Below are 13,784 nucleotides of genomic sequence, written 5' to 3'. Positions count from 1 at the left end.
TGCGAGCGCGCACAGCGTCACACCCTCGAGAGCCGGCGGGTCGCGTCCGCCCGGTCGGCGTGCGAGACCGCCGCACGCGCGCCCAGCACGACCGCGCCGTGCTCGGAGACGACCACCGGGTTGAGCTCGAGCGACCGCAGCTCGGGCAGGTCGTCGGCGAGCACCGCGACCCGGGCGACGAGGTCCTCCAGGGCGGCGACGTCGAGCGGCGGCAGCCCGCGGTAGCCGAAGAGACGCGGGGCGGCCCGCGCGGAGCGGATCAGCTCGGCGACGTCCACGTCCGTGAGCGGGGGCACGCCGTAGGCGACGTCGCCGAGCAGGTCGGAGGCGTCGCCGGCGAGACCGAAGCTGATGATCGGGCCGAAGAGGGGGTCCTCCACCGAGCGCACCACGCAGGCCGACCCGTGCGGGGCCATCGCCTGCACCTCGAGCGGCTCGTCGCCGTCCGCCGACTCCTGGCCCGCCGCGAGCGCGAGCACCTGGGCCACGTCCGCCCGAAGCTCCGCCTCGTCGGCCACGTCGAGCCGGACGCCGCCGAGGTCGGCGCGGTGCCGCAGGGCGGCGACGGTGGTCTTGAGCGCCACCGGCCACCCGAGGCGTTCCGCGGCCGCGACGGCGTCGTCGGCGTCGCGCACCCGGATGGAGGGCAGCACCGCCACGCCGACCGTGGCGAGCAGCTCCGCGGTCCGGGCGCTGTCGAGCGCGAGCGCCGTCTCGCCCGTGCCCTCGTTGGCGAGCCAGCCGGCCACGAGGCGGCGCGCGACCCGGGTGTCGGCGCCGGCCGGGTGCAGCGGACGCCCGCGGTCCCCCGCGCGCCACTGGGCGTAGCGCGTGGCGTGGCCCAGCGCGAGCGCCGCGTCCTCCGGCGTGCTGTAGGCGGGGACCGTCCAGCGCCGGCCGTCCGCGTCGTCCGCCGTGAGCTCCGGGGTGACGCCGTGCAGGTCGTAGATGCAGGCCACCGTCGTCCGCCCCGAGCGGGCGGCCGCCTCGGCCACGGCCCGCTGCAGCACGTCGTCCGGCCCACCGACGGTCGGGATGCGCACGACGACGACCACGTCGCTGTCCGGGTCCGCGTAGAGCTCGTCGACGGCCTCGCGGACCCGCTCGGGAGTGGCGTCCTCCGGCAGCAGCTGCACGTGCCCGCTGACCACCAGGCCCGCGACGGCGGCCGCCTCGGCGACCAGCGCCGCGACGGAGGCGGAGCTGGCCAGGATCGCGGTGCGCCGACCCGCGGGCAGCGGCTGGTGGGCGAGCACCTGGGCGACGTCGAGCAGCTGGTGGGTGTTCTCCACGCGGACGACGCCCGACTGGCGCAGGACCTCCGCGAGCGTGCGGGGCGGGGCGTGCGTGGGGCGGACCGCGTGACCGGGCGGCACCACCTGGCCCGACCGGCCCGCGGTCACCACGATCACGGGCTTGATGAGCGAGAGCCGCCGCGCGACCCGGGAGAACTTGCGGGGGTTGCCCAGCGACTCCAGGTAGAGCCCGACCACGTCCGTGCCGTCGTCGTCGGCCCAGAACTGCATGAGGTCGTTGCCGGACACGTCCGCGCGGTGCCCGGCGGAGACGAACTGCGACACGCCGATCCCCCGGCGCCGCACCGCGGCCAGCAGGGCGACCGCGAGCGGCGCGGACTGGCAGAACAGGCCGACGCGGCCCGGCGCCGGGGGTGTGCGCGCGAGCGAGGCGTTGAGCTGCAGCCCGCCGTCCCTCGTCGCGACGATCCCGTAGGAGCTCGGTCCGACCACGCGCATGCCCGCGCCGTGTGCCGCCCGGAGCAGCGCGCGCTGCCGGTCCAGCCCGTCGGGGCCCTGCTCCGCGAACCCGGCGCTCAGCACCACGACGCCGCGCACGCCGAGCCGCGACAGCTCGCGGACCACGTCGCTCGCCTGCTCCGCCGGCACCGCGACGACCGCGAGCTCGACCGGCCCGGGCACGTCCGCGAGCCGCGCGTGCTGCGCCGAGCCGGGCACGCCGACCGCGTGCACGACCACCGACGGGTCACCCGCCTGCAGGTCCGCCAGCACGCTCTGCGCGAGGAGCCCGCCGAGCGTGCCGCCACCGTCGTCGCCCGGCCCGACGACCACCACCGAGCTGGCGTGCAGGAGGTCCCGCATGGACCGCGCCTCGGCCCGGTGCTCGCGGTCCGCCATCACCGCCAGCGACCGGTCGGTGGGGTCGATGTCGAACCCCACGGCGACGATGCCGTCCTCGGTGACCTGCCGCACCGCGTACCCGGCCTCGCGGAACACCGAGATCATCCGCCCGTTCTGCGGCAGCACCTCCGCGACGAACCTGCGCACGCCTCGCTCGCGCGCCGCGGCGGCGAGGTGCTCGAGCAGCACCGACCCGAGCCCGCGCCCCTGGTGGGCGTCGGCGATGTTGAAGGCGACCTCGGCCTCGTCGTCGCCGATCCGGTCGTAGCGGGCGACGCCGATGATCTGCTCGACGGCGTCCGGGTCGGTGCCGCTGGACACCGCGACGAGCGCGACGCGGTCGACGTAGTCGACGTTCACCAGGCGCTCGAGGTCGCGGTCGGGAAGGCGTTCGAGCGAGGCGAAGAAGCGCAGGTACGTCGACCGCTCGGACTGACCGACGTGGAACGCCTGGAGCGCGTCGGCGTCCTGCGGGCGGATCGGGCGCACGTGCGTGGTCGAGCCGTCGTGCAGCACCACGTCCGCCTCCCACGCGGCCGGGTACGCGGGTACCGGTCGAGGAGGCTCGTCGGCCGTGACGTCTGCCATGCCCGCCACGGTAGTGCGACCCGCCGCTCGCCGGGGCGTCGGACCCGCGCGCCGCGGCCCGTCGCGGGGCCGGCACGGTCCACAATGGTCGCCGCACCGCAGACCGGCCCCCCGAGGAGCAGCACCCATGGCGCGTCGCCCCGCGACCCCCGACCTCCCGCCCGAGGATCTCGTCGAGCGCATCGTCGACATCGACGTCGCCGCCGAGATGGAGGGCTCGTTCCTCGAGTACGCCTACTCGGTCATCTACTCGCGCGCGCTCCCGGACGCCCGGGACGGCCTCAAGCCCGTCCAGCGCCGCATCCTCTTCCAGATGTCCGACATGGGCCTGCGCCCCGACCGCCCGTACGTGAAGTCGGCGCGCGTCGTCGGCGAGGTCATGGGCAAGCTGCACCCGCACGGCGACGCCGCGATCTACGACGCGATGGTGCGCCTGGCCCAGCCGTTCTCGCTGCGCCTGCCGCTGGTCGACGGCCACGGCAACTTCGGCTCGCTCGACGACGGCCCGGCCGCGCCCCGGTACACCGAGGCACGCATGGCGCCGGCCGCGCTGGCCATGACCACGGGTCTCGACGAGGACGTCGTCGACTTCGTACCCAACTACGACAACAAGCTCACCCAGCCCGAGGTCCTGCCCGCCGCGATCCCGAACCTGCTGGTCAACGGCGCCGCCGGCATCGCCGTGGGCATGGCGACCAACATGGCGCCGCACAACCTGGTCGAGGTGGTCGCCGCCGCCCGGCACCTGGTGATGCACCCGGACGCCACGCTCGAGGACCTGCTGCGGTTCGTCCCCGGTCCCGACCTGCCGTCCGGCGGCAAGATCGTCGGCCTCGACGGCGTGCGCGAGGCGTACCGCACCGGGCGCGGGGCGTTCCGCACGCGCGCGACCGCGCGGATCGAGAACGTCACGCCCAAGCGCAAGGGCATCGTCATCACCGAGCTGCCGTACACGGTGGGCCCGGAGAAGGTCATCGAGAAGATCAAGGAGGGCGTGCAGTCCAAGAAGCTCTCCGGCATCTCGGACGCCGTCGACCTCACGGACCGCCAGCACGGCCTGCGGCTCGTCATCGAGATCAAGACCGGCTTCCACCCCGAGGCCGTGCTGGAGCAGCTCTACCGGTACACGCCCCTCGAGGACTCGTTCTCCATCAACAACGTCGCGCTGGTCGACGGCCAGCCCCGCACGCTCGGGCTGCGCGAGCTGCTCGTCGTCTGGGTCGAGCACCGGCTCGTCGTCGTCCGCCGCCGCTCCTCGTACCGGCTGGCCAAGCGGCTCGAGCGCCTGCACCTGGTCGAGGGCCTGCTCGTCGCGATCGTCGACATCGACGAGGTCATCCAGGTCATCCGGACGTCCGACGATGCCGACACGGCGCGGGCCCGCCTGCGCAGCGTGTTCGACTTGTCCGAGCCCCAGGCGGAGTACATCCTCGAGCTGCGCCTGCGCCGGCTCACCAAGTTCTCCCGGATCGAGCTGGAGAAGGAGCAGCAGCAGCTGGCCGAGGAGATCGCGGAGCTGCGCGAGATCCTGGCCGACGACGCCCGGCTGCGCGCGCTCGTCTCCGACGAGATGGCGGACGTCGCTGCGACGTACGGCACGCCGCGGCGCACGATCCTGCTCGAGTCGGCCGGCGGCACCTCGATCACCGGCGCGCCCGCTGCCCGCGGCGCGGCCGCTCCGCTCGAGATCGCCGACACCCCGTGCTGGGTGCTCATGTCCGGGACCGGCCTGCTGGCCCGCACGGCGTCCGAGGACCTCCCGCCCCGGGTCGAGGGCGCTCGCCGCGCCAAGCACGACGTGGTGTCGGCCGCGGTGCCCGCGACCGCGCGTGCCGAGATCGGCGTGGTGACCTCGCAGGGCCGCATCGTGCGCGCCTCCGTGCTCGACCTGCCGGGCCTGCCCCCGACGGACGGCGCCCCGACGCTGTCCGGCGGCGTCCCCCTCGGCGAGGTGGTGACCCTCCTGCCCCGTGAACGGGTGGTCGGGCTCACCTCGCTCGCCGCGGACGCCCCCACGCTGGCCCTGGCCACCGTGCAGGGCACGGTGAAGCGCGTCGCGTCCGGTGACGTGCCGGGCAACCGCGACGCCTGGGAGGCGATCTCGCTCAAGGACGGCGACGAGGTGGTCGGCGTCGCCGCCGTCACCGACGCCGACGAGCTCGTGCTGGTCTCGTCCGACGCCTCCCTGCTGCACTTCCCCGCCTCCGCCGTGCGGCCGCAGGGCCGGGCCGCGGGAGGCATGGCGGGCATCAAGCTCGGCGCCGGCCAGCGCGTGGTGGCCCTCGGCGCCGTGCGTCCCGACCAGCTGGCGAGCACGGTCGTCGTCACGGTCGCCGGAGCCTCCGCGGCCCTGCCCGGCACGCAGGCAGGCTCGGCCAAGGTCACGCCGTTCGACGTTTACCCGGGCAAGGGCCGCGCGACCGGCGGGGTCCGGGCGCACCGGTTCCTGCGCAACGAGGATGCGCTCATCCTCGCGTGGGTGGGCCCGGCGCCGGCGTGGGCCACCGGCTCGGCKGGTCAGCCGGTCGAGCTGCCGCCCGTGGACCCTCGTCGGGACATGTCCGGCACCGCGCTGGCGGCACCGGTGCACGCGATCGGCTGACGCCGCCGCCTCAGACGAGCGCCACCACGTTGTCGGGCACCGGCGGCCGCTGGACGTACGTGCGGACCGGTCGCGGTGCGGGCGCGCGCCGCTCGGCCGCGTTCCGGACCACCACCGCGGCCGCGAGCAGACCCTGCCCGAGCACGTACGTCAGCATCACCCAGAAGCCCTGCCCGCCCAGGTGCCACGACGGCACGAACGCCTCGAGTGCGATGAGGCTGTCGCTCAGCAGGAAGACCGCCCCGCCGACCGCCGCCAGCCGGCCGAGGCCCGTGGCGAGCACGGCCATCGCCGTGAGCACGCCGCCGTAGACCGCGACGGGCACCAGCAGGTTCCCCGCCCCGGGCGCGCACGCGGCCACCAGGGCGACGAGCACACCGGCGTAGGGCAGCACCAGGAGCGGGCGGCGGTAGACGACGGAACGGCGGACGTGCGGGGCGAACGCCACGACGTAGGCCACCTGCGCGAGCAGGAAGAAGCCCACCATCACGAGGAAGGCGGCGTCGTCGCCGACCAACGACGGCACGAGGTCCCCGAGCCACGAGAAGCCGAGCGCGACCAGCACCCACGTCACGAGGTGGCCGCGCGGCCAACGGGTCGCCGAGGCCACGACCGCGGCGAGCGCCGGCATCAGCAGCCACTGGCTCACCGTCGCGACGTCGTCGGCGCCCGCCCACTGGGCGGTCAGCTGCACGAGCACCAGCACGACGAAGACCGCGACCCACGTGCGCGCGGCCATGGACAACGAGCGTCCCACGGCGACCTCCTCGAGGCCGAACACCTTCGTCCGGCGACAGAAACGGCAGGACCTCGTCGTCCCGCCGCGCCGATGCTAACCCGCGCGGACGCCGCCGCGGTGCGGTTCGACGCGCGGCTCAGAGCTCGATGGAGAACAGGGTCGCGCTGTGGAACACCGCGTAGCCCAAGGCCTCGTACAGCCGGTGGGCGCCTGACTGGTTCGCCGTGTCGACGGCGAGCTCCGCCATGTCCATGCCGTCGGCCCGGTAGGCCTCCATGACGGTGGCGAGCAGGGCGGGCGCCAGTCGTCGGCCCCGCCACGCGCGGCGCACGCCCAGCAGGTCCGTGTAGCCCGCCTTGTAGCCGATCACGGGCCAGTCGTGCTCGAACTTCGCCGACATCAGGTAGCCGGCGACCTCGCCCGTGGCGTCGTCCACGGCGACGAAGCTCCACGTCGGAGCGAACATGCTGCGCCCCTGCGCCCACTCCTGCGCCGTGCGGGGCTCGCTCCCCCAGTGGTCGGCGAACGCCTCGTTGTGCGCCAGCCGCACCTGCTCGTCCAGCTCCGGGCTCCACGGCACGATGCGCAACCCGTCGGGCACCTCGATCGGCGGCAGCGCCACGTCCAGCGGGCGCCGCATGTCGGAGTAGTACCGCACCGGCGAGAACCCGCCCGCCCGCAGCAGCCGCTCCGTCGCGTCGGCACCGTCGTGGGTGAACGAGGCGAGCCGCGCCGGGAGCTCCTTGCCGGACGCGGCGAGCACCTGCCGCCCGCGCGCCACCTCCCACGCGAGCACCTGCCGGCCGATCCCCCGCCCGCGCCACTGCGGGTCCACGGCGCCGTCCAGGAACGCTCGGACCACTCGCGCGTCGCCCGGGGGCTGGTTGACCCGGGCGTACGCACGCATCACGCCGTCGGCGTCGACGCCCGCGAGCGTGTCCCGCGCGTGGTCCTTCCAGTCGCCCTCGAACTCCTCGTCGACCTCCTCCGCCGCCGTCCGGAACGGCGCACCGTCGGTCTCCTCGGCAGCGTTGAGCAGCCTCGTGAGCTCGGGGACGTCCGCCCGGGTCAGCGGGCGCCAGGTCAGACCCGGCGTGTCCGCGGGCAGCGGGGCGACCTCGGGCGCGGCGGCGCGTTCGGTGATGGGCGCAAGCTCAGTGGCGGTCACGACGACCACCCTCCCCGCAGCCGCACCGTCACGGCAACCAGAATCGGCTCCGATGATGCTGCCGGTCCGACACTCCGGCAGCATGGCTCGCGTGTCGACGTCCTCTGCGCGCCTCGTCCTGATCTGCGGTCTGCCGGCCTCGGGCAAGTCCACGCTCGCCCGCCGGATGGCAGCCGAGCTGCCCGCCATCCGGCTCGACAAGGACGCGTGGGTCACGCGACTCGGCGGCGACGTGTGGGACGACGACCTTCGCGTCCGTGTCGAGGCGTTGCTGTGGGACCTCACGCAGGACCTGCTCGGGCAGGGGCAGAGCGTCATCCTCGAGTGGGGCCACTGGGCCCGGGCCGAGCGGGACGAGAAGCGGCTCGGCGCGCGCGCCCTCGGCGCGGCGGTGGAGCTGCACTACCTGTCCGCGCCGATCGACGAGCTCGTCCGACGGGCGGACCGCCGCACCGCGTCCGGCGAGTGGACCGCCGCGCCGATCACGCGCGAGCACCTCGAGGCGTGGGCGCGGGTCGTCGAACCGCCCGACGAGGACGAGCTGCGGTCGTTCGACGACCCCGTCGCTTGAGGTCCGCGCGTCAGGCGTCGATGCGGCTCCGGTCGAGCCCGTCGGCACCGGCGACGATGAAGTCCTTGCGCGGCGCGACGTCGGAGCCCATGAGCAGCTCGAAGATCTCCTCGGCCCGCTGGGCGCCCTCGACGGTCACCCTGCGCAGCGTGCGGTGCCGCGGGTCCATGGTCGTCTCCGCCAGCTGGTCGGCGTCCATCTCCCCCAGGCCCTTGTAGCGCTGGATGTCGTCCTTGTAGCGCTTCCCGGCCCGGTCGAGCTTCTTGAGCGTCGCCGCGAGCTCGGCCTCGGAGTAGGTGTACAGGTACTCGTTCTTGCGGCCACCCCCGCCGATCACCTCGATGCGGTGCAGCGGCGGGACCGCGGCGTAGACGCGCCCGGCCTCCACCAGGGGGCGCATGTACCGGAACAGGAGCGTGAGCAGCAGGGTGCGGATGTGCGCGCCGTCGACGTCGGCGTCGGTCATCAGCACGATCTTCCCGTAGCGCGCGGCCTCCAGGTCGAACGAGCGACCGGAGCCGGCACCGACCACCTGGATGATCGCGGCGCACTCGGCGTTCTTCAGCATGTCCGTGATGGACGCCTTCTGGACGTTGAGGATCTTGCCGCGGATGGGCAGCAGCGCCTGGAAGTCCGAGCTGCGCGCCAGCTTGGCGGTGCCGAGGGCGCTGTCGCCCTCGACGATGAACAGCTCGCTGCGCTCGACGTCGTCGCTGCGGCAGTCGGCCAGCTTGGCGGGCAGCGAGGACGTCTCGAGCGCGTTCTTGCGGCGCGAGATCTCCTTCTGCTTGCGCGCCGACAGCCGGGCGCGCATCTCGCCGACGACCTTGTCGAGCAGCAGCGACGACTGCGCCTTGTGGTCCCGCTTGGGCGACACGAAGATCGCCCCCAGCTCGGTGTCCAGGACCTTGCCGACGATGGCGCGGACCGGTCCCGTGCCCAGGACCTCCTTGGTCTGCCCCTCGAACTGCGGCTCGGCCAGGCGGACCGTGACCACCGCGGTCATCCCGGCGAGCACGTCCTCCTTCTCGATCCGCTCCGAGGTGTCCCGCGCGGAGATCTTCAGGCGTCGTGCGTTCGCGTCCACGGCCTTGCGCATGGTGCGCAGCAGGCCCGCCTCGAACCCGGCGAGGTGGGTGCCGCCCTTGGGCGTCGAGATGATGTTGACGAAGCTGCGCACCTCCGTCTCGTAGCCCGTGCCCCAGCGCAGCGCGATGTCGACGTCGCAGGTCCGCGGGACCTCCTGCGCGGTCATGTGGCCGCGGTCGTCCAGCACCGGGACCGTCTCGGTGAACGTGCCCGACCCGGTGAGGTGCCACGTGTCGGTCACGGCGGTGTCCGGCGCCAGGTGGTCGACGAAGTCGACGACGCCGCCGCTGTGCAGGAAGGTCTCCTCGTGCGGCCCGTCGGCGCCCGGCGTCCCCGCGATGCCGCGCTCGTCGCGGACCACGAGGGTCAGGCCGGGGACCAGGAAGCTGGTCTGCCGGGCTCGCGTGACCAGCTCGTCGTACCCGAAGACGGCGGTCTTGGGGAAGATCTGCGGGTCCGCCCAGTACCGCACGCGCGTTCCGGTGCGAGCGCGGGCCACCTTCGCGCCCACGGCGAGCTCGGAGCCGGAGACGAACGGCTCGAACGGGTTGTCGGGGCCGATGCCGCCGCGGTCGTCGAACGTCCCGGGCTCGCCGCGGTGGAACGTCATCCGGTGGGTCCGCCCGTGCCGGTCCACCTCGACGTCGAGGCGCGCGGACAGGGCGTTCACCACCGACGCGCCGACGCCGTGCAGGCCGCCCGAGGCGMCGTACGAGCCGCCGCCGAACTTGCCGCCGGCGTGCAGCTTGGTGAACACGACCTCGACGCCGGTGAGACCCGTCTTGGGCTCGACGTCGACCGGGATGCCGCGCCCGTTGTCCCGCACCTCCACCGAGCCGTCGGCGTGCAGCACGATCTCGATGCGGTCGCCGTGCCCGCCGAGGGCCTCGTCGACGGAGTTGTCGATGATCTCCCACAGGCAGTGCATGAGCCCGCGGCTGTCGGTGGTGCCGATGTACATGCCGGGGCGCTTGCGCACCGCCTCGAGCCCTTCCAGCACGGAGAGGTGCCGGGCGGTGTAGCCGGACTGCGAGGAGGTCGTCGTCACGGGCCTGATGGTAGTCGCCGGGCCCGACAGCCCAGCGGCACCACGCCTCCGGCCACAGCAGTGTTGCGAGCCGGTTACAGTCCGCTACGCGGTGAGCGAACCACCCGCCGCGGGTGCCATGGATCCGCAGCCGGGATGGTTCTATGTATTCGTGACCGGGACCATGACGCATCCACTGACCGCGGCCGACCGCTGCGACCGCTGCGGCGCACAGGCCTATGTCCGAGTTGTCCTCCCGGTGGGAGAGCTCCTCTTCTGCGCGCACCACGCGCGCGAGCACGCACCCAAGTTCGCCGAGCTGGCGACCCACGTGCAGGACGAGACCGACCGCCTGCTGGCCGAGCACGGAGCAGGAGCCGGCGCCGCGAGCTGACGCCGCACGACCCACGTTGTCGACGAGGCCCGGACCTGGTGGTCCGGGCCTCGTTCGTCGTCCGGTCAGGCGAGCACGTCCGTCCAGGCGAGCACGCGGGAGGACCGCACCACGCCGTGGACGACGAACGGGTCGGCCGCCGCGAACTCCTCCGCGGCCTCCCGGGTGGTCAGCACGCACATCGACCCGTTGACCTCGGGCTGCTCGAACGTGCCGATCGCCACGAGCAGGCCGCGCGCCGCGAAGCCCTCGTAGTGCGCGACGTGCGCGGCCAGGTGGACCGGCGCGAGCTCGAGCACGTCCGGCCCGGACTCGTACAGCACGACGTACCGGACCTCGCTCACCGGGCACCGTCGACGTGGGCGACCAGGCGGTCGAAGATCATGCCCCAGCCCCGCACGTACGAGCCGCCGCGGTAGCCCTCCGGCAGGGCGCAGGCCCCGCCCAGCTGCTCCTCGGTCATCCGCTCCCAGCCGCGATGCTCGACCGAGACCCGTGTGAGCGCGGCGCCGAGGGGGCGGAACCGCAGCTCGACCTCGGTCGGCTCCGGGGTGAGCAGCCACGACATCGTGAACCCGTGCGGCGGGTCCCAGGCGACCAGCTCGCCCCACACCCGGGTGGTCCCGTCGTCCCACGTCTCGACGACGGTCCCGCCGAGCCGGTGCTCCATCGACACGTCGCGCACCCGGTCGCCGCCCGAGGAGAACGGCTGGACCGGCCACCAGACCCCGATCTCGCGGACGAAGACGTCGAACGTCCTGGTCACGTCGGCACGCACGGTCGTCGACTGGTGCACCGGCGGGGCGGCGAGCGTCGTCACCGGACCGGTCTCACGCGCTGGCACGGTCGTCCCTCTCCGTGCCGTCGGCCTCGAGCACGCCGACCTCGATCTCGACGAGCCGTCGCGCGGCGTCGAGCGACGCGGCCCAGGTGTCGTCGAGGTAGGCCCGTAGTCCCGCGAGCCCCTCCGGACGCGACCGGTAGAAGTTGCGCGTCCCCGCGCTCCGACGCGTCACCAGGCCCGCGTCCTCGAGCACCCGGAGGTGCTGGCTCACTGCCGAGCGCGTGACGTCGAACTCCTCGGCCAGCCGGCCCACCGAGACCTCGTCGCGCGCCAGCAGCGAGAGGATCTCGCGCCGCCGCGGCTCGGCCAGGGCGCGCAGGACGGCGTCCGTCGTGTCCGGTCGGCTCACGCCCACAGTCCTACCGCATGCCCGTCCGGGTCGGCGAGCACGGCGATGCTGCCGTTGTCCGCGGGGAGCTTGGTCGGCGGCGTCAGCGTGGAGCCGCCGAGCGACGCCGCCTTGGCCAGGGTGCCCTCGAGGTCCTCGACCCGGACGTACAGCAGGATGCCCGGCGGGAGGCCGGTCGGGTCGGCGGCACCGATGCCCCCACCGACCGCCTCGGGCGCCGCGCCCGTGTCGATGAGCGTGTACCCGCCGAGCTCGGGCGGCGCCTCGCCGGTCCAGTCGAACAGCTGCGTGTAGAAGTCGCGCGCACGCGAGGGGTCCGTGCTGGTGATCTCGAACCACATGACGGGACTGCCCATGATCCACCTCCGGTCGGCCGAGCTGACTCCTCTATCGTCAGTCGTCGCTAACCGTTAGTCAATACTTACGGACAGATTTGCCTGCCTGGGGCACGACGAAGGCCCGGACCAACCGGTCCGGGCCTTCGTCGTGCTCAGTCCTCGTCAGTCCAGGTAGTCCCGCAGGACCTGCGACCGCGACGGGTGGCGCAGCTTGGACATGGTCTTCGACTCGATCTGCCGGATCCGCTCGCGCGTGACGCCGTAGACCTTGCCGATCTCGTCGAGCGTCTTCGGCTGACCGTCGGTCAGGCCGAACCGCATCGACACCACGCCGGCCTCGCGCTCGGAGAGCGTGTCGAGAACCTGGTGCAGCTGCTCCTGCAGGAGCGTGAAGCTCACGGCGTCCGCCGGGACGACGGCCTCGGAGTCCTCGATGAGGTCACCGAACTCGCTGTCGCCGTCCTCGCCGAGAGGCGTGTGCAGCGAGATGGGCTCGCGACCGTACTTCTGGACCTCGACGACCTTCTCGGGCGTCATGTCGAGCTCCTTGGCGAGCTCCTCGGGCGTGGGCTCGCGACCCAGGTCCTGGAGCATCTGCCGCTGGACGCGGGCGAGCTTGTTGATGACCTCGACCATGTGCACCGGGATGCGGATGGTGCGTGCCTGGTCGGCCATGGCGCGGGTGATCGCCTGGCGGATCCACCATGTGGCGTAGGTCGAGAACTTGTAACCCTTGGTGTAGTCGAACTTCTCGACCGCGCGGATCAGACCGAGGTTGCCCTCCTGGATCAGGTCCAGGAACAGCATGCCGCGGCCGGTGTAGCGCTTGGCCAGCGAGACGACGAGGCGCAGGTTGGCCTCGAGCAGGTGGTTCTTGGCGCGTCGACCGTCGTTCGCGATCCACTCGAGCTCGCGCTTGATCTTGGGCTCCATCGTGATGCCCGCGTTCAGCCGCTCCTCGGCGAACAGGCCGGCCTCGATCCGCTTGGCGAGGTCCACCTCCTGCTCGGCGTTCAGCAGCGCGACCTTGCCGATCTGCTTGAGGTAGTCCTTGACCGGGTCCGCCGTGGCGCCGGCCGTGACGACCTGCTGCGCGGGAGCATCGTCGTCGTCCGCGTCGGAGTAGACGAAGCCGCTGTCCTCGCTCTCGTCGTCCTTGGCCGCCGGCTTCTTCTCGTCGCCGTCCTCGGAGTCCTCGTCGTCGGCGTCGGCCGCCTCGGCGGTGTCCTCGACGACCTCGACGGCCTCGACCACGACCTCCTCGATGGCCTCGAGGTCGATCTCCTCGCCCTCGACGACCTCGTCCTCGACCGTCTCGGCGCCGGCGGGCGCGGCGGCCGCCTTCTTCGCGGCGGCCGACTTGGCGGCGGCGGGCTTGGCCGCTGCCGTCTTGGCCGCCGTCGTCTTGGCAGCGGCACGGGGGGTGGCTGCCTTGGCGGGTGCGGCCGGTGCGTCGTCGGGCGTCACGACGGCCTTGGTCGACGGACGGGCCTTGGCGCTGGTGGCGGCGACGGCGCGAGCGGGAGCGGCCGGGACGGCCGGCTCGCGGACGCCGATGCCGGCGGTCGCGAGCCCACGGACCACGGCGCGCAGGCGCTTGGCGTCCTGCACGTCTGCCTGCTCGCACGCGGTGCGCAGCTCCTCGGCGCCCACGGTGCCGTGGGTGCGCCCACGCAGGACGAGGTCCTGGAGAGCAGGGTGCTCGAACTCACGCGGAAGAGCGGGATGCGGGGTCTGGGACGACACGAACGACCTTTCGGCAGCGCGACACCCGGAACGGGGCCGGGAGGTAGATAGACATTGTACCGACCCCGGGGGCAGCTCGGCGCGATCACGGGCGCGACGACACGTCCGTCAGGACGGCTTCTCAGGGGGTCCTCGTGCTCAACGAACGGGACGGACCAGAGATTCCCGGGCGC

At 73.3% G+C, this 13,784-nt stretch carries 12 protein-coding genes; 3 read left to right on the top strand and 9 right to left on the bottom strand.

Translation table 11 applies throughout. The features are described 5' to 3' along the window. Positions 1-17: 17 nt before the first annotated feature. Complete coding sequence (locus AC1DQC_RS10140; protein WP_477051111.1) at positions 18-2,744, bottom strand: bifunctional acetate--CoA ligase family protein/GNAT family N-acetyltransferase; 2,727 nt, start codon at positions 2,742-2,744, stop codon at positions 18-20. A 127-nt stretch (positions 2,745-2,871) separates the two neighbouring features. On the opposite strand from AC1DQC_RS10140, the gene AC1DQC_RS10135 reads away from it, so the two are divergent. After that, positions 2,872-5,346 (top strand): DNA gyrase/topoisomerase IV subunit A, encoded by a 2,475-nt coding sequence (locus AC1DQC_RS10135; protein WP_477051110.1) that lies wholly within the window; start codon positions 2,872-2,874, stop codon positions 5,344-5,346. 10 nt (positions 5,347-5,356) lie between these two features. Here AC1DQC_RS10135 and AC1DQC_RS10130 read toward each other — a convergent pair whose 3' ends face one another. Then, positions 5,357-6,103 (bottom strand): lysoplasmalogenase, encoded by a 747-nt coding sequence (locus AC1DQC_RS10130; protein WP_477051109.1) that lies wholly within the window; start codon positions 6,101-6,103, stop codon positions 5,357-5,359. A 118-nt stretch (positions 6,104-6,221) separates the two neighbouring features. Continuing rightward, the gene (locus AC1DQC_RS10125) at positions 6,222-7,253 is read right to left on the bottom strand and encodes a GNAT family N-acetyltransferase (RefSeq protein WP_477051108.1); all 1,032 of its coding nucleotides are present in this window, start codon (positions 7,251-7,253) and stop codon (positions 6,222-6,224) included. A gap of 91 nt (positions 7,254-7,344) precedes the next feature. Here AC1DQC_RS10125 and AC1DQC_RS10120 point away from each other — a divergent pair, with 91 nt between their 5' ends. Beyond that, positions 7,345-7,824: a P-loop nucleotide/nucleoside kinase family protein gene (locus AC1DQC_RS10120; RefSeq protein ID WP_477051107.1), complete on the top strand. Its 480-nt coding sequence runs from the start codon at positions 7,345-7,347 to the stop codon at positions 7,822-7,824. A 10-nt stretch (positions 7,825-7,834) separates the two neighbouring features. Here the strand turns inward: AC1DQC_RS10120 and AC1DQC_RS10115 are convergent, their stop codons facing one another. After that, positions 7,835-9,961, bottom strand: a complete 2,127-nt coding sequence (locus tag AC1DQC_RS10115; protein ID WP_477051106.1) for a DNA gyrase/topoisomerase IV subunit B — start codon at positions 9,959-9,961, stop codon at positions 7,835-7,837. A gap of 118 nt (positions 9,962-10,079) precedes the next feature. Between AC1DQC_RS10115 and AC1DQC_RS10110 the strand changes: the two genes are divergently transcribed. After that, complete coding sequence (locus AC1DQC_RS10110) at positions 10,080-10,334, top strand: DUF7455 domain-containing protein (protein WP_477051173.1); 255 nt, start codon at positions 10,080-10,082, stop codon at positions 10,332-10,334. Between the two features lie 65 nt (positions 10,335-10,399). On the opposite strand, the gene AC1DQC_RS10105 is transcribed toward AC1DQC_RS10110, so the two are convergent. The 5 genes from AC1DQC_RS10105 to AC1DQC_RS10085 form a co-directional block, all read right to left on the bottom strand. Further along, complete coding sequence (locus tag AC1DQC_RS10105; RefSeq protein WP_477051105.1) at positions 10,400-10,678, bottom strand: YciI family protein; 279 nt, start codon at positions 10,676-10,678, stop codon at positions 10,400-10,402. Continuing rightward, positions 10,675-11,178, bottom strand: a complete 504-nt coding sequence (locus AC1DQC_RS10100) for an SRPBCC domain-containing protein (RefSeq protein WP_477051104.1) — start codon at positions 11,176-11,178, stop codon at positions 10,675-10,677. The genes AC1DQC_RS10105 and AC1DQC_RS10100 overlap by 4 nt, the downstream gene beginning before the upstream one ends. Then, positions 11,165-11,527, bottom strand: coding sequence for an ArsR/SmtB family transcription factor (locus tag AC1DQC_RS10095; protein WP_477051103.1), 363 nt, complete (start codon positions 11,525-11,527; stop codon positions 11,165-11,167). The genes AC1DQC_RS10100 and AC1DQC_RS10095 overlap by 14 nt, the downstream gene beginning before the upstream one ends. Continuing rightward, positions 11,524-11,883, bottom strand: a complete 360-nt coding sequence (locus tag AC1DQC_RS10090) for a VOC family protein (protein ID WP_477051102.1) — start codon at positions 11,881-11,883, stop codon at positions 11,524-11,526. The genes AC1DQC_RS10095 and AC1DQC_RS10090 overlap by 4 nt, the downstream gene beginning before the upstream one ends. A gap of 144 nt (positions 11,884-12,027) precedes the next feature. After that, a complete protein-coding gene (locus AC1DQC_RS10085) occupies positions 12,028-13,611 on the bottom strand; it encodes an RNA polymerase sigma factor (protein WP_477051101.1) in 1,584 nt (527 codons plus the stop codon). Positions 13,612-13,784 lie beyond the last annotated feature (173 nt).

The organism is Cellulomonas sp. P4_H12, assembly GCF_056400905.1.
Note: the sequence above shows the minus strand (reverse complement) of the source record. Positions and strands in the feature narration are given on the sequence as shown.

What these genes read in the sequence shown, in the direction of transcription:
- AC1DQC_RS10140 (WP_477051111.1), bottom strand. Translation starts at nt 2,744, where the DNA reads ATGGCAGACGTCACGGCCGACGAGCCTCCTCGACCGGTACCCGCGTAC.
- AC1DQC_RS10110 (WP_477051173.1), top strand. Translation starts at nt 10,080, where the DNA reads ATGGATCCGCAGCCGGGATGGTTCTATGTATTCGTGACCGGGACCATG.
- AC1DQC_RS10090 (WP_477051102.1), bottom strand. Translation starts at nt 11,883, where the DNA reads ATGGGCAGTCCCGTCATGTGGTTCGAGATCACCAGCACGGACCCCTCG.